Origin of the sequence: Herbaspirillum sp. NPDC101396 (genome assembly GCF_044767365.1) — a bacterium.
In the GTDB taxonomy this organism is placed as follows: domain Bacteria; phylum Pseudomonadota; class Gammaproteobacteria; order Burkholderiales; family Burkholderiaceae_D; genus Herbaspirillum.
This window is the reverse complement of sequence record NZ_JBIWNT010000002.1, coordinates 82,431-101,935: the sequence shown is the minus strand read 5'-3', so window position 1 is coordinate 101,935 and position 19,505 is coordinate 82,431. Positions and strand designations below refer to the sequence as shown.

At 62.3% G+C, this 19,505-nt stretch carries 19 protein-coding genes; 6 read left to right on the top strand and 13 right to left on the bottom strand.

From position 1 onward, the window contains the following. Positions 1–5 precede the first annotated feature (5 nt). The 4 genes from ACIROY_RS05380 to ACIROY_RS05365 all read right to left on the bottom strand — a co-directional run bounded on the left by ACIROY_RS05380 (position 6) and on the right by ACIROY_RS05365 (position 4,028). Positions 6–785, bottom strand: coding sequence for an ABC transporter permease (locus ACIROY_RS05380; protein ID WP_116434571.1), 780 nt, complete (start codon positions 783–785; stop codon positions 6–8). Continuing rightward, entirely contained in the window at positions 782–1,591 is an 810-nt protein-coding gene (locus ACIROY_RS05375; protein ID WP_402340303.1) for an ABC transporter permease, read from the bottom strand. Before ACIROY_RS05375 ends, ACIROY_RS05380 begins: the two co-directional genes overlap by 4 nt. A 204-nt stretch (positions 1,592–1,795) precedes the next feature. Beyond that, positions 1,796–2,833, bottom strand: coding sequence for an ABC transporter substrate-binding protein (locus ACIROY_RS05370; protein WP_402341380.1), 1,038 nt, complete (start codon positions 2,831–2,833; stop codon positions 1,796–1,798). 91 nt (positions 2,834–2,924) lie between these two features. Further along, positions 2,925–4,028: a porin gene (locus ACIROY_RS05365; protein WP_402277708.1), complete on the bottom strand. Its 1,104-nt coding sequence runs from the start codon at positions 4,026–4,028 to the stop codon at positions 2,925–2,927. Between the two features lie 257 nt (positions 4,029–4,285). Between ACIROY_RS05365 and ACIROY_RS05360 the strand changes: the two genes are divergently transcribed. Beyond that, positions 4,286–5,203, top strand: a complete 918-nt coding sequence (locus tag ACIROY_RS05360) for a LysR family transcriptional regulator (RefSeq protein ID WP_402277548.1) — start codon at positions 4,286–4,288, stop codon at positions 5,201–5,203. A gap of 22 nt (positions 5,204–5,225) precedes the next feature. On the opposite strand, the gene ACIROY_RS05355 is transcribed toward ACIROY_RS05360, so the two are convergent. The 6 genes from ACIROY_RS05355 to ACIROY_RS05330 form a co-directional block, all read right to left on the bottom strand. Then, entirely contained in the window at positions 5,226–6,326 is a 1,101-nt protein-coding gene (locus ACIROY_RS05355; protein ID WP_402277550.1) for an ABC transporter ATP-binding protein, read from the bottom strand. Positions 6,327–6,384: 58 nt separating this feature from the next. Beyond that, positions 6,385–7,140, bottom strand: a complete 756-nt coding sequence (locus tag ACIROY_RS05350) for a ribonuclease activity regulator RraA (RefSeq protein ID WP_402277551.1) — start codon at positions 7,138–7,140, stop codon at positions 6,385–6,387. A gap of 17 nt (positions 7,141–7,157) precedes the next feature. Further along, positions 7,158–8,138 carry a hypothetical protein gene (locus ACIROY_RS05345; RefSeq protein WP_402277553.1) on the bottom strand — a complete coding sequence of 327 codons (981 nt, stop codon included), beginning with the start codon at positions 8,136–8,138 and terminating at the stop codon, positions 7,158–7,160. Between the two features lie 3 nt (positions 8,139–8,141). Continuing rightward, positions 8,142–8,981 carry a carbohydrate ABC transporter permease gene (locus tag ACIROY_RS05340; RefSeq protein WP_402340300.1) on the bottom strand — a complete coding sequence of 280 codons (840 nt, stop codon included), beginning with the start codon at positions 8,979–8,981 and terminating at the stop codon, positions 8,142–8,144. A 2-nt stretch (positions 8,982–8,983) separates the two neighbouring features. Then, positions 8,984–9,835 carry a carbohydrate ABC transporter permease gene (locus ACIROY_RS05335; protein WP_402340298.1) on the bottom strand — a complete coding sequence of 284 codons (852 nt, stop codon included), beginning with the start codon at positions 9,833–9,835 and terminating at the stop codon, positions 8,984–8,986. Positions 9,836–9,912: 77 nt separating this feature from the next. Continuing rightward, positions 9,913–11,211, bottom strand: a complete 1,299-nt coding sequence (locus ACIROY_RS05330) for an ABC transporter substrate-binding protein (RefSeq protein WP_402277559.1) — start codon at positions 11,209–11,211, stop codon at positions 9,913–9,915. A gap of 250 nt (positions 11,212–11,461) precedes the next feature. Between ACIROY_RS05330 and ACIROY_RS05325 the strand changes: the two genes are divergently transcribed. Together ACIROY_RS05325 and ACIROY_RS05320 are read left to right on the top strand one after the other, a co-directional pair. Next, positions 11,462–12,187, top strand: coding sequence for a GntR family transcriptional regulator (locus ACIROY_RS05325; protein ID WP_402277561.1), 726 nt, complete (start codon positions 11,462–11,464; stop codon positions 12,185–12,187). 9 nt (positions 12,188–12,196) lie between these two features. After that, positions 12,197–13,096, top strand: coding sequence for a serine hydrolase domain-containing protein (locus ACIROY_RS05320; RefSeq protein ID WP_402340295.1), 900 nt, complete (start codon positions 12,197–12,199; stop codon positions 13,094–13,096). 63 nt (positions 13,097–13,159) lie between these two features. On the opposite strand, the gene ACIROY_RS05315 is transcribed toward ACIROY_RS05320, so the two are convergent. The 3 genes from ACIROY_RS05315 to ACIROY_RS05305 all read right to left on the bottom strand — a co-directional run bounded on the left by ACIROY_RS05315 (position 13,160) and on the right by ACIROY_RS05305 (position 16,133). Beyond that, entirely contained in the window at positions 13,160–13,975 is an 816-nt protein-coding gene (locus ACIROY_RS05315; RefSeq protein ID WP_402340292.1) for an SDR family NAD(P)-dependent oxidoreductase, read from the bottom strand. An 86-nt stretch (positions 13,976–14,061) separates the two neighbouring features. Further along, positions 14,062–15,687: an L-lactate permease gene (locus tag ACIROY_RS05310; protein ID WP_402340289.1), complete on the bottom strand. Its 1,626-nt coding sequence runs from the start codon at positions 15,685–15,687 to the stop codon at positions 14,062–14,064. Positions 15,688–15,794: 107 nt separating this feature from the next. After that, positions 15,795–16,133, bottom strand: coding sequence for an NIPSNAP family protein (locus ACIROY_RS05305; RefSeq protein ID WP_402277568.1), 339 nt, complete (start codon positions 16,131–16,133; stop codon positions 15,795–15,797). A 94-nt stretch (positions 16,134–16,227) separates the two neighbouring features. Between ACIROY_RS05305 and ACIROY_RS05300 the strand changes: the two genes are divergently transcribed. From ACIROY_RS05300 to ACIROY_RS05290, 3 genes are all read left to right on the top strand, one after another. After that, entirely contained in the window at positions 16,228–16,491 is a 264-nt protein-coding gene (locus tag ACIROY_RS05300) for a hypothetical protein (protein ID WP_402340286.1), read from the top strand. A gap of 115 nt (positions 16,492–16,606) precedes the next feature. Continuing rightward, complete coding sequence (locus ACIROY_RS05295) at positions 16,607–17,500, top strand: helix-turn-helix domain-containing protein (RefSeq protein ID WP_116434580.1); 894 nt, start codon at positions 16,607–16,609, stop codon at positions 17,498–17,500. Positions 17,501–17,678: 178 nt separating this feature from the next. Next, the gene (locus ACIROY_RS05290) at positions 17,679–19,388 is read left to right on the top strand and encodes a thiamine pyrophosphate-binding protein (protein ID WP_402340283.1); all 1,710 of its coding nucleotides are present in this window, start codon (positions 17,679–17,681) and stop codon (positions 19,386–19,388) included. Positions 19,389–19,505 lie beyond the last annotated feature (117 nt).

Below are 19,505 nucleotides of genomic sequence, written 5' to 3'. Positions count from 1 at the left end.
GTGTCTCACATGTATTTTGAAATGCCCAGCACCTTTTCTGTCACCAGCACGAAGGCCATGGTGAACAGCACCAGCAGCGTCGACAAGGCCGCGATAGAAGGATCGAAGCTGTTTTCCATATGGCCCAGCATTTCGATCGGCAAGGTGCTGATGCCCGGACCGGTCAGGAACAGCGACACCGGCACCTGGTTGAACGAGGTCACGAACGCCAGGAAGAAGGCGGCGATCACGGCGCTGCGAATGTTCGGCAGCACGATCAGGAAGAAGGTCTGCAGGCGCGACGCGCCCAGCGTGATGGCGGCTTCTTCGATGTCGACGCGCAGGTTGACCAGGCTGGCGTATACCACGCGTACGGCGTACGGCGTCAGCAAGCCGATGTGCCCGATCAGCAGGCCGAGGAACACCGGCGCATCCACCAGCAGCACAAAATGGCGCAGCAAACCCAGGCCCACCAGCATGGCCGGGATGATCAGCGGCGAGGTCAGGATCTGCTTGATCGCACCCATGCCCGGCGGCGGCATGCGCGACATGGCGTAGGCCACCGGCACGCCCAGCAGCAGCGCGATCACGGTGGCGAGCAGGCCGATTTCCAGGCTGGTGCGAAAGGCGCGCTGGAACTCGTCGGCGACCAGCACTTCGCCGATCCAGCGCAGCGAATATGATTCCGGCGGAAACGCCAGCGTGTCGCCGGCGCTGAAGCCGGCCAGGAACACGATGACGAACGGCCCCAGCAGGAACAGGAACACCAGCCACAGCATGGCGCGCGAAAACAATCCTTCTTTCATACGGTGCTCCGACTCGAAGAGATGCGTTTCAATCCGGCGTTGACGGCCAGCGTCATGAGCACCAGGATCACCGCGATGACATTGGCGGTGCCGAAATCGCTTTCCACGCTGACCTTCTGGTACAGCAGCGTTTCCAGCATCAGCACCTTGGGGCCGCCCAGCAAGGCCGGCGTCACGTAGGCGGTGACGCAGCCGGTAAACACCAGCGTGCCGCCGACGATCAGGCCCTCCTGCGTCAGCGGCAAGGTCACGCGCGTGAACACCTGCCAGGCGTTGGCGCCGAGCGTGGAGGCGGCCAGCGTGATGTCGCGCGAGAGGTTTTCCATCGAGCTCACCAGCGACATCAGCATCAGCGGCAACAGCAATTGCAGCAGGCCGACGAACACCGCCATTTCGCTGAACAGCAGGCGTTGCGGCTCATCGGCCAGGCCCAGCGAGAGCAGGATGGAATTGATTGCGCCGTTGCGGCCGAACAGCACGATCCAGGCGTAGGTGCGCGCAATCGGCGAGACCATCAGCGGCAGGATCATCATGCCCAGCACCATGCCGCGATAGCGCGGCGCCACGCGCACGATGGCCTGGGCGGCGGGATAGGACAGCAGCGCCGACACCAGCGTCACCAGCGCGGCGATGCGCAGCGTGCGGAGGAACACCTGGCGATTGAGCGGCTCGGCGAAAAAATCGGCAAAGCGCCCCAGCCCCCAATGCGCCGCCGGTGCGTCGACGCGGAAGGCGTCCAGCAGCAAGGCCAGCACCGGCAGCAGGAAGCACACCACCGTGAAGATCAACGCCGGCATGACGAGCATGACGCCGTTCCATTTTTTTTGATGCACCGACATCGGCCTGGACTCCCTCTTCCTTCTGCTGCTTCTGTTGTTTCTATTGCTTCAAATGCACAAGCCCGGCGCTGCATGAGCGCCGGGCGTTTCCTGCATCGGCAGGATCCTTCTTACTTCTTTCTAACTTGCTTCCTGCTCATTTTTCAACTTACTGCCAACTTACTTGCCACCTTATTTGCTGATGCCCTTGTTCCACTGCTCCATCCACGACGAGCGGTGCTTGAGCAGGCTTTCCGGCTTGACGAATTTGAGCGAGGCGATGTGGTCGGCGCCGTAGGTGTTGAACTCGGCCTTGTCCTTCGGCAGGACCACTTGCGTATTGACCGGCGAATCCACCAGGTCCATCGCCAGCGCGGTCTGCACTTCCTTCGACAGCCAGAAGTCGATCAGCTGGTAGGCCAGGTCGGCGTTCTTCGATTTGTTGACGATGCCCATCACGTTCATGCCGGCGGCCTGGCCTTCGGTCGGGATGGTCCACTTGAGCGGCAAGCCGGTCTTGGCCAATTGCGCCCAGGTGAAGCGCGCCACCGGCGCCGCCCAGATCTCATCCTGGGCGAACAGCGACGACAACTGCGCGCTGTTCTTGGAGAAGGTCACGACGTTGTTCTTGATCTCGAGGATCTTTTGCATGCCGGTGGCGAAGTCGTCGCCCTTGCCGTTCCAGGCGATGTCCGCCATCTGCAGCGTCAGGGGCCCCTGGGTCGTGCTGACATCAGGCAGGGAGAGATGGCCTTTCATGTCAGCACGCCAGAGGTCTTTCCACGAAGCGAGCGATTTGATCTTGTCGGTGCGATACACCAGGCCGACCGAATAGATCGTGTAGCCGACCGCGAAGTTGCCGCCGATCGGGTTCTTGGCGAAATTGTAGACCTGGCCGTAGTTCTTCAGCTTGGCATAGTCGAGCGGCTGGATCAGGCCCTTGCGCGCGGCTTCCAGCATGCCGAAGTCCGACAGCAGGACCAGGTCGACCACCGGATTGTCGCGACGCGCATCGAGCTTGGCGATGCGGTCGGCGTTGTTGCCGGTTTCGACCACGATCTCACAGCCGCATTTTTCCTTGAACGGCGTATAGACGTATTTGGCAAACAGCGGCTGGGCGATCGGATAGGCCGACAGCACCAGGGTGCGCTTTTCGGCATGGGCAGGCGTGGCGGTCAGGCCGAACAGGCCTGCGCTGAAGGTCAGACTCAGGGTCAGACTCAGGGTCAGATTCTGGCCCGCCAATAATGCTTTTTTCAAAATGAGATTCCTTTAAACATGGATGCGATGCCCATTTTAGGCCGAAGCGCTTTCTACGATTTTAAAAGACGTGGCGCATGCCGATCATGAGTACGCCTTGATGCTTGTCGCTCGACGACGGGAAGCCGAAGATCGTGGCGTTCTTGGCATCGCCCGCAGCGATCTGGTAGCTGTAGGTGATGGCGACGTCGGTGCGCTTTGACAGGAAGTAGTCGGCCTGGAAGTTGAACTGATGCCACTTCGGATTGGTGTTGATGGTGTCGTACTTGCCGACGGTGTAGAAGTAGGATGCGCCCAGGTTCAAGGCCTGCGTGAAGTGATTCACCAGGTTCAGGTCCAGGTTTTGCAGCGTCAGCTTGGTGTTGTCCAGGTAGTCGTACTTGACGTTGCTGTACATCAGGCCGAAATCGGTGTTGCCGACCGTGTAGAAGCCGCCGGTGCCGGCGATGCGCTGCTTGCGCACGCCCTGGCTGCTGTTGACGGCGCTTTTGTTGAAGATCAGCAGCGAGCTGGCGTAGTCGTTGCTCATTGCGCCATCGGGGCTCTTGGCGCTGTTGGGCGTATCCATCTGGGTGTAGGCGACGGCCCACTTGAAGCGCTCGCTCTTGTAACCGGAACCGATGCTCATGACGCGGTTGATGCTGGCGTCGCCGGCCGCTTCGCCGAAACCGTACAGTGCGGTGACGTTGAAGTTGCTGAAGGTCGGGCTGATGTACTTGACCGAATTCTGCGCGCGCAGGTTGTTGTAGCCGTTGTCGTTGTCGCCGATGTGGACGCCGTTACTGGCGATGACGACCGGGCCGAGGTAGTCCTTGACCGCTTCGTACTGGCGGCCCAGCGTCAGTGTGCCGAGGTCGGTGTTGCTCAGGCCGACATACGACAGACGGCCGAACAGGCGGCCGCTTTGCGCGGCGGCGCCGGTCATCACGTTGAAGCCGTTCTCGAGGTTGAAGATGGCCTTGGAGCCGCCGCCCAGGTCTTCCTGGCCGCGGAAGCCGATGCGCGGATTCTGGTTGGTGCCGCTCAGGGCTTCCAGGTTATGCGGACCGCCCTGGTTGGTGAGGTAGCCGACGCCGCCGGAAATCAGGCCGTAAATTTCCATTTTGCTTTGTGCATGCGCCTGAGCGCCCGCCAGCATTGCTGGCACTGCGACTGCGCCGATCATCCATTGCTTCATCACCATCCCCCGGGAAAAAGGCCTTCAGGCCAGAATAAGTAAGGTCGGACATCGATGCCGGTGAACGCCCGATATCAATTCCGTTTTGCCGAAGTGGAGAATAGGTCAAGTCAAACAATAATATAATTTGTTTATATTTATAATTTCATAAATTAAACTTATAACCATAAAGAATCGACAGGGAAGTAATCTGTAAACGATATGCCAATCACAACACGACTACGCTGCCGCCGCTCCCCCTCGCCATGATCAAGCTTACCAACAAGGTCACGCTGCGCCACCTGCAGGCCTTCGCCACGCTGGCCGGCACCAACAGTTTCAGCAAGGCGGCGGAGCAGTTGTCAGTGACCCAGCCGGCGCTGAGCGCGTCCATCAAACAGCTGGAAAACCAGCTCGGCACCAAGCTGTTCGACCGCACCACGCACCAGATCGCGCTGACGGCGCAGGGCGCGGTGGTGCTGGAATACGCCAAGCACCTGCTCAACACCGCCACCAATACCTTTGACGATATCCGCCACGCCATCGGCACCGGCCGCCATCGCGTGCGCATCGGCGCGATTCCGTCGGCGGTGACGCTGACGGCGGCGGTCATCGCCCGCTACAACGAGGCGCACGACGAGCATGTCGAGATTCTGTTGTCGGATATGCCCAACGATGCGCTGTTGTCATCGTTGCATACGGGCAAACTGGATTTTTGCGTCGGCATCAAGCCGCCCGATTCGATGTCGCTCGATACGGTGACGTTGTTCGAGGATGAACTGGTGTTGATCGTGTCGAAACAGCATCCGCTGTCCGACGCGAAGGAAGTCCACTGGCGCCAGATGGCCGGCGAAGAAATCGTGATGTTCGCCCAGGGCAGCGTGTGGGAATTCGCTTCAGCCGCTTTGCTGCAGCACGGCCTGGCGGCATCGCGGCGCTATCAGATGGTGCATAGCGAATCGCTGTACGGCGTGGTGCGCTCGGGCATCGCCATCGGCATCATGCCGAGCCTGTATACCAGCTACCTGCGCGACGACACCTTGCATGTGGCCCCGCTGCGCTTCCCCACGCTCAAGCGCAAGATCGTGCTGATGCGGCGCAATGAAGTCAGTCGCAGCGAATGGACCGATCACTGCTTCCGCGAATTGCGCAATGACCTGAAACAGGCCAACCACTGGTTCTGATATTCCGACTGACGGCGCCTTCTTATATTGCCAGCGCGTTGCCGCTGGCGCTGTCGAACAGGTGATAGCGGCCGTCCACCGGACGCAGCCACAGCGCATCGCCCTCGCCCGCCGCAACCCGCTCGTGACTCAAGCACACCAGCGTGCGCGGCTTGTTTCCGGCATGCCCGCCCAGCGACAGGCTCAGATGCGTTTCCGATCCTGTCGGTTCGACTGACTCCAGCACCGCCCGTACGCTTCCGCCGCCTGCTTCACCCACCAGTTGCAGATGCTCCGGACGGATGCCGTAGACGCATTCGCGCCCTTCCCATTGCTGTGTGTCGGCGTTGAGCGGGAACAGGATGCCGTCGCCGGCCGCGAACGCCATGCCGCCTTCATTGCGAACAATACTGCCGTCGATGAAATTCATCGTCGGCGAGCCGATGAAGCCGGCCACGAAACGGTTGCGCGGATGGTCGTACAGCTCCAGCGGCGCGCCGATCTGCTCCACCACGCCGTCGCGCAAGACCACGATGCGGTCGGCCATGGTCATCGCCTCGACCTGATCGTGCGTGACGTAGACCATGGTGGTCTTGACGCGCCGGTGCAGTTGCCTGATCTCGGCGCGCATCTGTACGCGCAGTTTGGCGTCGAGGTTGGACAGCGGCTCGTCGAACAGGAACACCTGCGGATCTCGCACCAGCGCGCGCCCCATCGCGACGCGCTGGCGCTGGCCGCCGGACAGCTGGCGCGGATAACGGTCGAGGTAGGTTTCCAGTCCCAGCATGGCCGCCGCCGACTGTACGCGGGTGGCGATCTCGTGCTTGCCGACGCCGGCCATGCGCATCGAAAAGCCGATGTTGCCGGCCACCGTCATGTGCGGATACAGCGCGTAGTTCTGAAACACCATGGCGATGTTGCGCGCCTTGGCCGGAACGTCGTTGACCCGCTTGCCGCCGATGGCGAGCTCGCCGCTGCTGATATTTTCCAGGCCGGCGATCATGCGCAGCAAGGTGGATTTGCCGCAGCCCGACGGTCCCACCAGCACCAGGAATTCGCCGTCGCGGATGTCGACGTCGATGCCCTTGATGATCTGCGTGTCGCCGTAGCGCTTGCCGAGTTGACGGATGCTTACTGATGCCATGGTTGCGATATCCCTTCGGTTGATTCTGGTGATGCGTGTGATGTGTGCATGCCGGCGCTTATCGCCCGTGCGCCTGCTTCCATTGCTCGAAGGCGCGCAGCGCCGGTTCTTCGGGCGGGTACAGGCCATAGGTCGAGGCGCCGTTGCCGACCTGCTCCATGACGAAGTCTTCGAACACGGTCATCTGCGCGGCTTCCTGTGCGACCTCGGCGGCAATCGCGGCGGGGATCACGATCACGCCTTCGAGGTCGCCGACGATGACGTCGCCGGGATAAACCGGCACGCCGCCGCAGCCGATCGGCATGTCGATGTCAGCGGCGTGGTGGCGCGTCAGGTTGGTCGGCGGCGACGGGCTCTTGCAATACACCGGGAAGTCCATCTGGCGAATGTCGGGTGCATCGCGAAAGCCGCCGTCGCTGACCACGCCGGCCACGCCGCGCCGGATCAGGCGCGTAATCAGGATGCCGCCGGCCGAGGCGGCGCTGGCGTCGCCGCGGCTGTCGATCACCAGCACATGGCCGGCCGGCATGGTCTCGACCACCTTGCGCTGCGGGTTCTCGCGATCGGCGAAAGTGCCGACGTGGTCGATGTCTTCACGCGAAGGAATGTAGCGCAGCGTGGTGGCCAGGCCGACCATGCGCGGCGCGTTTGGATTGAGCGGCAGCGCGCCCTGGATCAGCGTATTGCGGAAGCCGCGTTTGAACAGCGCGGTCGACAGCGTGGCGACGCTGACTTGCAGGAAAATGTCACGCAAAGCCGGATCGAGGGTGCGCGGGCTGCTTGCTTGCAAGGTGGAGGCGGAGGAGGTGGTCATGGTGGCTTCCGTTAAGGTTATTGGTTGGCGACACCGTGGAAGGCGTCGCGATTGCGATGACGCAGCGTGCGCAAGGCGTCGCTGTCGCGCAGTTGCTGCAATGTCTGCATGTCTTCTTCCGTTCCGACGCCGGCTTGCTGCACCTGGCGGATCTGCCGCACCGAGGAATCGAACTGGCCGACGTCCTGCGCACCAACGATCAGCGCGTCAACGTCGCGCCGTTGCGCGGCCCACAGCAGGCCGGCGCGCGCGATGGCAGGCGCCGCGAGACCAAGTTCGCGGCCGATGTTGAACAGCGCGCCCTTGATGAAGATCTCGCGCGCCACCACCGTCATGCCGGCCGCCCTCGCCGCCGGCAGTACTTCATCGGCGGCGGCGTCATCAGCCAGGTTGAAGTTGATGTTGAGGGAATCGAAAGCGCCACCGGCAATCATCGCCAGATATGTCGCCGCGCCCGAGAAACTGTCGGCGGCGGCGCAGCGGATCAGCTGCTTTTGCTTGAGAAGCGCGATCTGCTCGCCCAACCGCGCGATGTAATCGGCGTCCTGCTGCAAGGCCGTGGCGAGGATGCCGACGTTGAGGATGTCGATCTGCGTGCGTCCGGTCAGCGCAAGGATGCGCCGCACTTCGGCTTCCAGCAAACCCGGCGAGACCAGCTTGCGATTGCCCGGGTCGTAGCTGTAGAGCATGCCTTCGGGACGCGTCTGCATGATCGCGGCGGGGGTGCCCAGCGCGGTCAGGTTGCGTCCCAGCGCCTCCTTCTCCGAATCGATGGTGACGTCGAAGGCGTCGATGCCGAGACTGAGCGCATGCGCCAGCAAGGCCTGGCGCTGCGCGCCGCCGAAGCCGGCAAACACGTGGCCGGGCGTGACCGCCTTGGCGAGGTCTTCGTTGAAGGCGCGCGAGCGGCCATCGGGCAGGTATTCATGGCCGCCGAGGATAATGCGCGAGAGCGCGATGCCGCTTTGTCCCAATGGCGTATGCGTGATGCTGTTCATGGTTCAACCCTTCACCGCCGACGATGCGGCGCTCTTGACCAGGTACTTTTGCAGGAAGATGTAGGCCCCCGCCGGAATCGCACAGCCGATCACGGTGGCCGCCATGATGTCCGACCACAGCACGCGGAACTGGCCGACCAGGTTGGTCACGCCCAGCGTCATGGTCAGCTTGTCGGGACTGTTGATCAGGCACAGCGCCCACAGCAGGTCGCCCCAGGCCAGCAGAAAGGCGAAGATCATGGTCGCCACCAGACCCGGCAGGATGTTGGGCAGGATGCAGTAAATCAGGCATTGCAGCGGCGAGGCGCCGTCGATCTCGGCAGCCTGGTCGATCTCGATCGGCACGGTATCGATGTAGCCCTTCAGCATCCACACCGAGAACGGCAGCGTCAGCGTGGTCTGCGCCAGGATCAGCGCGAAGTGGGTGTCGTACAGTCCCGCCAGCGTCATCATCTTGAAATAGGGACCGACCAGCAGCACGCCCGGAATCACCTGGCTGGCCAGCAGCAGCGTCATCAGGAACTTGCGCCCGCCGAAGCGGAAGCGCGAGAAGCCGTACGCGCAGAACACACCCACCAGCGCCGACAGCAGCGCGGTCGAACCGGACACCTTGACGCTGTTGAGGAAGTACAGCACGAAGCCTTCCTGGTTCCAGATGCGCGAATAGGCGGCGGTAGTCAGCCCCTTGGGCAGGATGGTGGCCGGGAAGGACGTGACTTCGATATCGGTCTTCAGCGAGGACGAGATCATCCAGAAGAACGGCAGCAGGTTATAGGCCGCCATCGCCAGCAGCGCGGCGGCGATGCCGATCCAATACGTTATTCCTTGTTGGCGTTGTTGCATGCTCAGCTCTCTTCTTTCAGGGTCATGCGCACATACGGGATCGCCAGCACCAGCAACAGCGCCGCCAGCACCACCGCAATCGACGACGCGTAGGCGGTGTCGAAGAACTGGAAGTAGTTCTTGTAGACCAGCAGCGACAGGTTCTGCGTGGCGTAACCGGGACCGCCGCCGGTCATGCCGTAGATCATGCCGAACAGGCGGCATTCCCAGATGGCGTCGAGGATGATGGCGATGGCCAGCATCGGCTTCAGGTTCGGCAGCGTGATGTGCAGGAAGGTCTTCCACTTGCCGACGCCGTCGATCTCGGCGGCTTCGTACTGGTCGCGCGGGATGGCTTGCAAACCCGCCAGCAGGATCAGCATGACGTAGGGATAACCGCGCCACACCTCGGCGAAGATCACCGTGCCGAAGGCCTGCCCGGGCGCGCCGAACCAGTCGACGGGTGCGTAACCGGCCAGCGCCAGCACGGCGTTGACGCCGCCCGCCAGCGTGTCGAAGATGAAGCGGAAGATCAGCCCGCCGATGATGTCGGGCATGGTCCACGGCAGGATCGCGATGACCCGGAACAGCCAGCGCCCCGGCACATCGAGGTTGAGCAGCAGCGCCACGCTCAGTCCCAACACCACGTGCGCGGCCACTACGACGACGACGAACAGCGCGGTGTTGAGCAGGGTCTGGCGGAATTCCGGATCAAGCAGCAGCTTCTGATACGCGCCTATGCCGGGCGTGCCGCTGCCGCCCCACAGGTTGAAGCTTTGCAGCAGCGACGCCAGCGCCGGAAACCCGAGGATGACGATCAGCAGGACGATGCCCGGCGCGACAAAGGCGTAGCCCAAAGAACGATGATTGAACATGCGCTTTCCAGAGGAACTTGAAGAGGTCGGACGGACGCCGGGACGACGTCCGCCGAGATTGTTGCGGCTTGACTTGCTTACTTCAGGGCCAGTTCGATCTGACTATTGATGTCAGCCAGCGCCTGAGCGCGGGTTTTGCTGCCGGATACCGCCGCCTGCAAATTCTGGCGGAAGATTTCCAGCACCTGCGGCCACTTCGGCGTTTGCGGCAGGAAGGAGCCGCGCGGGATTTCCGCCGACACGATGCGCGCCGATTCGCTGCCGAGGATCTTGTCGTAGCCTTCATTGACGCTCTTGCGCGACGACAGCATGTTGTTGTCGTCGTACCAGCGCTTCATTGCGGCGGCGTCGGTCAGATGCTTGACCAGCAGCCATGCCTCTTCAGGATGCTTGGAGTTCTTGTTGATGAAAATGGATTTCTGGAACAGCGTGGTGCGCACCTTCTTGTCGTTGCCGGCCTGCTGCGGCATCGGCGCCATGCCGAGCGTGTTCCAGCCGTCGAGGTCGGGGTTCATGGCGCTGACTTCCGGCAGGCTCCACGTGGTGCCGATCTTGATCGCGGCGGTGCGGTTGGCCAGCAGGCGGCGCGCGCCGTTGGCGTCGACTTGCGTCACGCCCGGCGGCACCGACTTGTCGACCATGATCAGGTCGAGGATGTAGTTGAAGGCGGCCGCCGCTTCCGGCGTGTTGAAGGCGGTATGCTTGTTGTCGGGCGTCAGGAAGTCGGCGCCGAAGCCGCGGATGATCGACGAGGCGCGCAGGTCGAAGCCGGCCGGCGCCATCACGAAGGTGAAGCCCCAGCGGTCGATGTTGGCGCCGCCGGTGGAGGAACGCGTGAGCTTCTTGGCGTCGGCGCGGAATTCATCCCAGGTCTTGGGCGGCGCCTTGATGCCGGCTTCGGCGAACAGCTTCTTGTTGTAGACCAGGGTCATGGCCACGGTATTCATCGGGATACCGTAGGTCTTCTTGTCGACGGTGAGCGGGATCATGCTGACCGGATAGAAATCGTCGATATAACCGGCGGCTTCTTTTTTAATATAGGGATCGAGTTCCCGCACCCAGCCTTCGGCGATGTACTGGCGCACCGGATTGGCGTCCAGCGCAAACACATCGGGCCCGGCGCCGGCGCGGATCGCGGTGGAGAACTTGACGTCGCGCTGCGCCAGCGGCACCGGCTCGCGGTTGACCTTGATGTTGGGATATTTCTTTTCGAACTGGTCGATGACATCGTTGAGCGACTTGCCCCACACGCCCTGCGCCAGCTGCCAGTCGGAATAGCTCAGCACCACTTGCTGCGCCTGTACCGCGAATGCGGAAAGCAGCGTGATAGCGCCAGCCACGGCTACGCCTGCACGGCGCTTGAAAGCCTTGTTCATGTTGTCTCCTGTTTTTTCCTGTTTATGGGGATCGGAAAACGGCTGCGGCTCATCGTTGCCTGTCCACGGCCTTGTTTTCTGTCTTTGTTTTTATTGGTATACTAGAATACTTATATAAAAAAACGGCGTCAAACATTTTTTTGAAGTCGGCTGAAAGGTGCTTCGCATCGAGGTTGACCGCCGGTCGGGTCGCCTCGTAGACTGAGTGCCCTCTGCAGATTTACTTGTTTCCGTTCACCAGAAAGCCCCCATGCCCAGGCAGCGCAACAGCACCCGCGACGACGTAGATATCAGCCAGCGACTGGTCCCGCTCAGCCCTTCCGGGCGCGGCACCGCCAGCGAACAGGTCTACGACATGCTGCGCACGGCCATCCTGAGCACCGCGCTCACTCCCGGCATGGCGATGTCCGAAGCCGACATCGCCGAAAACCTCCACGTCAGCCGTACCCCGGTGCGCGAAGCCTTTCGCCGCCTCGCCGCCGAAGGCTTGCTGGCGGTGTCGCCGCAAGTCGGTACGGTGGTGAAGAAAATGAGCCGCGCCACGCTGGCTGATGCCTTGTTCATCCGCGAATCGATTGAATGCGCTGCCGCCCGGCTGGCCGCGAAAGCGCCGCTGGCGGCGCGCGAACACGTGCGCGACCTGCTGCAGCGCCAGCGCGAGGCGGTCTTGCGCGGCGACGTCGAAGGCGGCCTGCAGCGCGACGGCGACCTGCATCGCGCATTGATTGACTTGTCCGGCCACAGCGCCGCGTGGGAACCGGTGCGCCAGGCGCGCGCCCACATGGAACGCGTACGCCGCATGGCCGTGCCCGAATTGCAGGGCAACACCAAGGCGTTGGAGCAGCACGAGCGCATCGTCGCGGCCCTGATCGCGGGCGACCCGGATGTGCTGGCGGAAGAGCTGCGCGCGCATATCCGCCTCATCGAAGGCTTCGTGGAAGACATCGCCGGCCGCTATCCGGACTACTTCGAATAAGATGCGCGCATGAGCGCTTCTCCTTCTCCCTCGGCTTCCCCTCCTGTGTCATCCGGCGAGATTGCCATCGCTGTTGTACGCGACGGCAAACTGGTGCGCGGCGACCTGCATGCGCCGCCGGTGCCGTGGTGGAGTTTCACCAAGACCGTGTTGGCCGCCGCTGCCCTGTCATTGGTGCGCGACGGCAAGCTCACGCTTGATGCGCCGCTGCCTGCCAAGCCCTACACGCTGCGGCAACTTCTGCGCCACAGCGCGGGCGTGCCGAATTATTCCGATCGGGAAATTTATGCGCAGGCTGTGGCCCGCGGCGATGCGCCGTGGCCGCCCGACGAGATGCTGTCGCGGGTCGATGCCGACACGCTGTCGTTCGCTCCCGATGCTGGATGGCGTTATTCGAATACCGGTTATTTCCTGGTGCGCGGCCTCATCGAAGACACCACCGGCTTGTCATTGCAACAGGCGCTTGAGCAGCTTGTGATGACGCCGCTCGGCATTCAGGAGGTGATGATCGCCGCAACACCGGACGACCTCGCCGCATCCGCCTGGGGCAATGCCGACGGCTACCATCCGGACTGGGTCTATCACGGCTTGCTGTTGGGGTCCCCCGCTGCTGCCGCCTTGCTGCTGGATCGCTTGCTGACGACGGATTTCCTGCCGCCGGCCTTACTGGCGGAAATGCTGCGCAAGACGCCGCTGGGCGAGAGCCTGCCCGGACGCCCGGCGCGCAACTTCGGCTATGGCGCAGGACTGATGATTGCGGACGGCGCCGTCGGCCATACCGGCGCCGGACCGGGCAGCGTGGCGGCGGTGTATCGCTACGCGAGTACGGGCTGCACCGTGGCCGCTTTTGCGCCTGCGGCGGATCAGGCAGTGGTTGAATGGGCAGCCTGCAACGCTGTAGCTTCCTGACGAAAAACGCCACGATGATCGTGGCGTTTTTTCATTCCGGCTTAAGCGAAGTGAGGTCGCGCTTTATTCCGAAGGCCGCGTCGACGTCAGTCCGGTCGGCGGGCCGTCGATTGCGGTCCAGCCGCCATCCACCAGCAGCGAACTGCCGGAAATGTAACTGGCCGCATCCGACGCCAGGAAGGCCGCGGCGGAACCGACTTCCGACGGCTGGCCCCAGCGGTTCAGCACGGTGTGGCCGGCGTAGGTCTTGAAGATGTCGGCGCGTTCCTTGAGCGGCGCGGTCAGCTTGGTCTCGATGATGCTCGGCGTGATGGCGTTGACGCGCACGCCGTACGGCCCCATCTCGGCGGCAAAGGCTTTCACCAGCTGCGCAATGCCGGCTTTCGAGGCGGCATACACGCCGAGTCCCGGTTCGATGGTCACCGCGCGCATCGACGAGCAGGCAATGATGCTGCCGAAGCCCTGCTTCATCATCGGCCGGCCGAAGCTGCGGAAGAAGTTGAATGCGCCCTTCATGTTCAGGTTCATGACGCGGTCGTATTCTTCCTCGGTGTAGTCGAGAATCAGCTTGCGGATGTTGAGCGCCGGCGTGCTGACAGCGATGTCGATCTTGCCAAGCAATTGCAGCGCGTGCTGCGCCAGTGCGTCGATGCCCTTGCCGTCGGCGGCGTCGATCTTCATCGCGGTCGCCGGCGCGAGACCGAGCGCCGAGATTTCCTGCGCTGTGGCTTGTGCGCCGGCCAGGTCTGCGTCAGCGCAGATGACTTGTGCGCCAAGGCTGGCGATGGCTTCGGCAGAGGCCTTGCCGATGCCCGAGGCGGCGCCGATCACCACGGCGGTCTTGCCGCTCAGGTCGAACAGTTTCTTATAGTCCTGCATTGCTTGCTCCTTCGAGGAAGGCGGCGCACACTCGCGCCGCCTTCGTTTTAAAAATCGTCATTGCCGCCGGAAAACATCCCCGGCGCTTACAGCATCCACGACAACACCGGCGTCGATTGCAGGTACACCAGCGTCGCCATCATCAGCAGGAAGAACAGGCTCCAGCCGACCACCTTACGGAAGATCAGGCCTTCTTGCCCGATGATGCCGACCGCTGCGGCGCCGACCGCCAGGCTTTGCGGCGAGATCATCTTGCCCAGCACACCGCCCGAAGCATTGGCCGCCGCCAGCAGCACCGGCGACAAGCCGGTCTCATGCGCCGCCGCCACCTGCAGGGCGCCGAACAGCGCGTTGGCCGAATTGTCCGAGCCGGTCACGGCCACGCCGATCCAGCCTATCACCGGCGACAGGAAGGCGAATGCCGATCCGGTGCCCGCCAGCCAGCGGCCCAGGGTCGCCGTCTGGCCCGAGTAATTCATGATGAAGGCCAGCGCCATCACGCACAGCACCGTCGGCACCGCCCAGCGCATCTGCACCAGCGTCTTGCCGTAGGTTTCCAGCGCGGCGCGCGCCGATACCTTCAGCATCATCGCACTGATCGCGCCGGCCAGCAGCAACAGCGAACCGGCTGCTGACAAGCTGTTGAGCGTGAACATGGTGCCGATGGACTTGCCTTCCTGCGTGCTGATCGCCAGGCCCGGCCAGGCGAACTTGAAAGTGCCCGCGCCGAGCCACTTCTGCACGAGGCCGAACTGCACCACGGTGAAGATTGCAATGATCAGCAGGTACGGCGCATAAGCCAGCATCAGTTGCTTGCGGCTGTGGCCGACGGCGACGTCGCTGTGGATGCGTTCGGCCTGTTTGGTGACCTCGTTCTGGAAGGCGTCGGCCGGCAACTTGGCCGGCTTCCAGAATTTCAGCAGCACCACCACGGCAGCGGCCGATGCCAACGCGCCCACCACGTCGGCCAGCACCACCGAAAAATGGCTGGCGCTGATCCATTGCGCCGCGCCGAAGGCAAAACCTGCCACCACCGCAGCCGGCCAGGTCTGGCGCAGGCCGCGCTTGCCGTCCATGATCCACACCAGCGCCAGCGGCACGAAGGCGGCAACCACCGGAGTCTGGCGTCCGACGTGATAACCCAGTTCTTCAAACGACAGGCCGGTCACTTGCGCCAGCGTCGTGATCGGCACCGCCAGCGCGCCGAAGGCCACCGGCGCAGTATCGGCCACCAGCGCGATCACCGCCGCCTTCAGCGGATGCAGACCGATCGCCACCAGCATCGCGCCGGCGATCGCCACCGGGGTGCCGGCACCGGCCAGCGCTTCGATCAATGCGCCGAAACTGAACGCGATCAGGATCGCCTGGATGCGCGGGTCATCGCTGATCAGCGCGAAACTGTCGCGCAGCACGGCGAAGTGGCCCGAGCGCACCGTCAGGTTGTACAGCCAGATCGCGTTGACGATGATCCACAACACCGTCAGCACGCTGAACACCGCGCCGTAGACGCCGACGTTGGCGACCGTCGCCCAAGGCATGCCATAGACGAAGCCCGCCACCACGGCGCAGATCAGCAGCGAAATCGCCGCCGATACGTGCGGCGAAATCTTCAGCCAGCCGAGCATCACGAACATCGAGAGCAACGGCAGCATCGCGCACAAGGCGGACGCGAACAGCGACCCGTTTACGGGATCGTAAATTTGTTGAAACATGGTTCTCCTCCAATATGGATGGTTATTTTTTTATGAGCGTCGGAGCGCTGGCGGATTGCTGGCTGTGCTGGTCCTCGCCTGATTGAAAAATGGATCGGTGCCTGAATTTATTTCTGTGTAAGCGGCCATTGCAGCGGCGCGAATTTGGCCGGCGTCATCAGTTGGTTTTCCTGCGACACCAGGTAAGCTGCGTCGGCGCTCTTCTGCAGATACGCGGTCCAGGCCGGGTCTGCTTGCAGCCTGTCGCGACGCGCGTTGCGGTCGGCGGCGTCCTGGTATACCCAGATGTGCGTGTAGCAATTGAGGCGACCGGATTCAGCGACCAGATAGGCCAGCGGTTCGCCCAGGTGCTTGCGCTGGATGTCGAAGCCGTGTTCTTCGTACAGCGCCAGATGCTTTTTCAGGGCCCCGGGACGCGCGGTGTAGGTGCGAACGTCGAGCAACATAAAATTCCTTTCGAGTGATGCGGACAAGATGCAAAGATTTCAGGGACGAACGCACCCCCGCGACCGTTTTTCAGGTCGCGTCGGAAAGCTTCGTATGGAGATGGAACCGCCGGCGGAGTCAATGAAGCGCATCCGGAAAAACAGTTCCGATGCGCGGATTGAATCGGCATTGATCAGCGTGGTTCAGATGCTAACCAAGCCCTCCGGACGCACGGTAGGACTTAATTTCTTTTCTATTGGATTTTTCCACCGAAAGCCGGAATGCGCCGCAACATGCGGGCTTGCGCGCGATGCACAGGCAGCTGCGCCGCTTTTCTTTTTACGCGCGCTTGTATATCCTGTGCCGGTGCATCGATGACAGCGAAAACAATTTCCCGAGAGGAAATCGCGACCACGCGATGCATAGGCAGCCGACCGAAATCAATCACAACAACACGGCGGAGACATCGCAGGACGAACACTGAAGCGACCCCATGAAAGACATCCGCTTTCCCGACGACACGCCCAATTTCGAGGTCTCCGATTTCAGCGGCGGCCATGCGGAATTCGTGTTCGACCTGGTCAAGCTGGAGGGCCGCAACGAAATCCCGCGCCCCTTCCTGCATCGCCACAGCTACTATCACATCCTGTGGATGAGCAACGCGCAGGGCAACCACGTGCTCGACTTCGACAACTACGGCATCGTGCCGCACTCGGTGTTTTTCATCTCACCGGGACAGATCCACGGCTGGACCTCGGAGATCGACGCCAGCGGCTATGCGATCAATTTCAGCCCCGAATTTTTCCTGCAGGTTTTCCCCCGTATTGAAGAGCTGGCGGAGTTCCCGTTCTTCCACATCGCCAATGCCGATCCGGTGCTGTACCTGACACCGCAGCAGCATGACGAGCTGTTCCCGCTGCTCAAGGAAATCGAAAAGGAAAACGCCGGAGACCAGCGCTGGCGTTACGACATCGTGCGCTCGTTCCTGCAGATCCTGCTCACCAGATTGCGCCGCCTGCACCAGCCGCATGACGCCGAGTCGGTGCTACCGCGCAGCTACAGTCTGACCAAGCGTTTCAAGCTGCTGATCGAACAGCATTACCTTGAATTCGGCTCGGTGCAAGATTACGCGGCGCGCCTGTTCGTCACTGATCGCAAGCTCAACGAGGCGGTCAAGACCACCACCGGACGTACCGCCACGCAGCTGATCCACGATCGCATCCTGATGGAAGCCAAGCGACTGCTGGCGCAATCCGAACTCAGCATTGCCGAGATTTCGTATCGCCTCAACTTCGACGACTTCGCCTACTTCTGCCGCTTCTTCAAGAAGAACGTGCAGATGACGCCGGGCGAGTTCAAGAAAAAATTCTCGGCGCCGCTGTCCTGATTTCGTCTCCCTTCGCGTCCGGCACTTTCTCCGAGAAGTACAGCAAATCTGCGGATTAGTCCTATCACCGGCAAATCGCCAGCTTGTATTCTCGTCTCAGTGATTGGCGGTCCCTTGCGACCGTCTGCTTCCCCTGTCAACCAACAACAGCCGGTGCGCCGGCATACAAGAGACGAGCATGTCAAAACTGAAAACCGGCGGCCAGCTACTGGTCGATGCGCTGCTGGCGCAAGGTGTCGATACCACGTTCTGCGTTCCGGGCGAGAGCTACCTGGACGTCCTCAATGCGCTGTACGACCACCAGCAGGAAATCCGCGTGATCTCGTGCCGCCACGAAGGCCCGGCCGCCTTCATGGCCGAAGCCTACGGCAAGCTGACCGGCAAGCCCGGCATCTGCTTCGTCACGCGCGGACCCGGCGCCACCAACGCCAGCATCGGCGTGCACACGGCGTTCCAGGATTCGACACCGATGATCCTGTTCGTCGGCCAGGTCGGACTCGACATGTGCGAGCGCGAAGCCTTCCAGGAAATTGACTACCGCCGCATGTTCGGCCCCTTCACTAAATGGGTGACCCAGCTCGACGACGTCTCGCGCGTCGGCGAATACGTGGCGCGCGCGTTTGCCGTGGCGATGTCGGGACGGCCCGGTCCGGTGGTGATCGCGCTGCCGGAAGACATGCTGACCGAGTCGACCTTCCCGCGCGACATCGGCAAGGTCGAACCGGTGCAAGCCTATCCCGCTCCCGACGCGCTGCAGGAAATGCAAAAGTTGCTGCAACAGGCCAAGCGACCGATGCTGATCCTCGGCGGCTCCAACTGGGACCAGGACGGCGTTCGCAACATCGAGCGCTTCGCGGCCCAGCACAATCTGCCGGTGGCGGCGTCGTTCCGCCGCCAGGACCTGTTCGACAACCGCCATCCGAACTACATCGGCGAGGTCGGCATCGGCGTCAATCCGGCGCTGGCCAAAATGGTCAGCGAAGCGGACCTGCTCATCGCAGTCGGCTCGCGCCTCGGTGAAATGGTGACCAGCGGCTACACGCTGCTCGATGTGCCGCGCCCCAAACAAAAGCTGGTGCATGTGATGCCGGCGGCGGAGGAACTCGGTCGTGTCTATCAAACCGACGTCAAGATCCTGGCGACGCTGAACGCCTTCGCGCGCATGGCGGCGCAATTGCCGGCGGTCGATGCGCAAGCTTGGCGCGGCTGGCAAAAGCAGGCGCGCGACGCTTACCTGGCGTATATCGAACCACCGCCACGCGTGACCGACTTCGACCCGGCGCTGGCGTTCCGCCAGATGCAGGACATCCTGAATCAGGATGCGATCCTGACCAACGGCGCCGGCAATTACACCGCCTGGGCGCATCGCTACTACCAGTTCTCGCAACCCAAATGCCAGCTGGCCCCGACCAGCGGCGCGATGGGTTACGGCGTGCCGGCAGCGATCGCGGCCAAGCTGTGCTTCCCCGCCCGCCAGGTGATTTGCCTGGCCGGCGACGGCTGCTTCCTGATGAGCTCTCAAGAGCTGGCAACGGCCGTGGCGCATCGCCTCGGCATCGTCTTCCTGGTGTTCAACAACGGCATGTACGCCACCATCCGCATGCACCAGGAAAAGAACTATCCCGGCCGCGTGATGGCGACCGATCTCAACAATCCGGATTTCGTGGCGTATGCGAAGTCGTTCGGCCTCGACGCCGGCGCCATCGACAAGACGGCGGAATTCGCCCCGGCGCTGGAGAAAGCTCTTGGCATCGCCAGTTCGACCTCGATGCCTTACCTGATCGAAATCCGCCTGGACAAGGAAATGCTGACACCGCGCGCGACCCTGTCGGGATTGCGCAAGACTGCGTTGGCCGAACGCACCGACAGCAAGGAAAGCCAGTCGTGACAAGGGATTGCGGAACCAATTTCCCCGCAGAAACAAGCGAGGGTCGCGCGATGGAAATGGAGTGTTTGCGTCGACTCAGGAATTTCCCGAAGCAATGGCGACAACTTTCAGGGAACT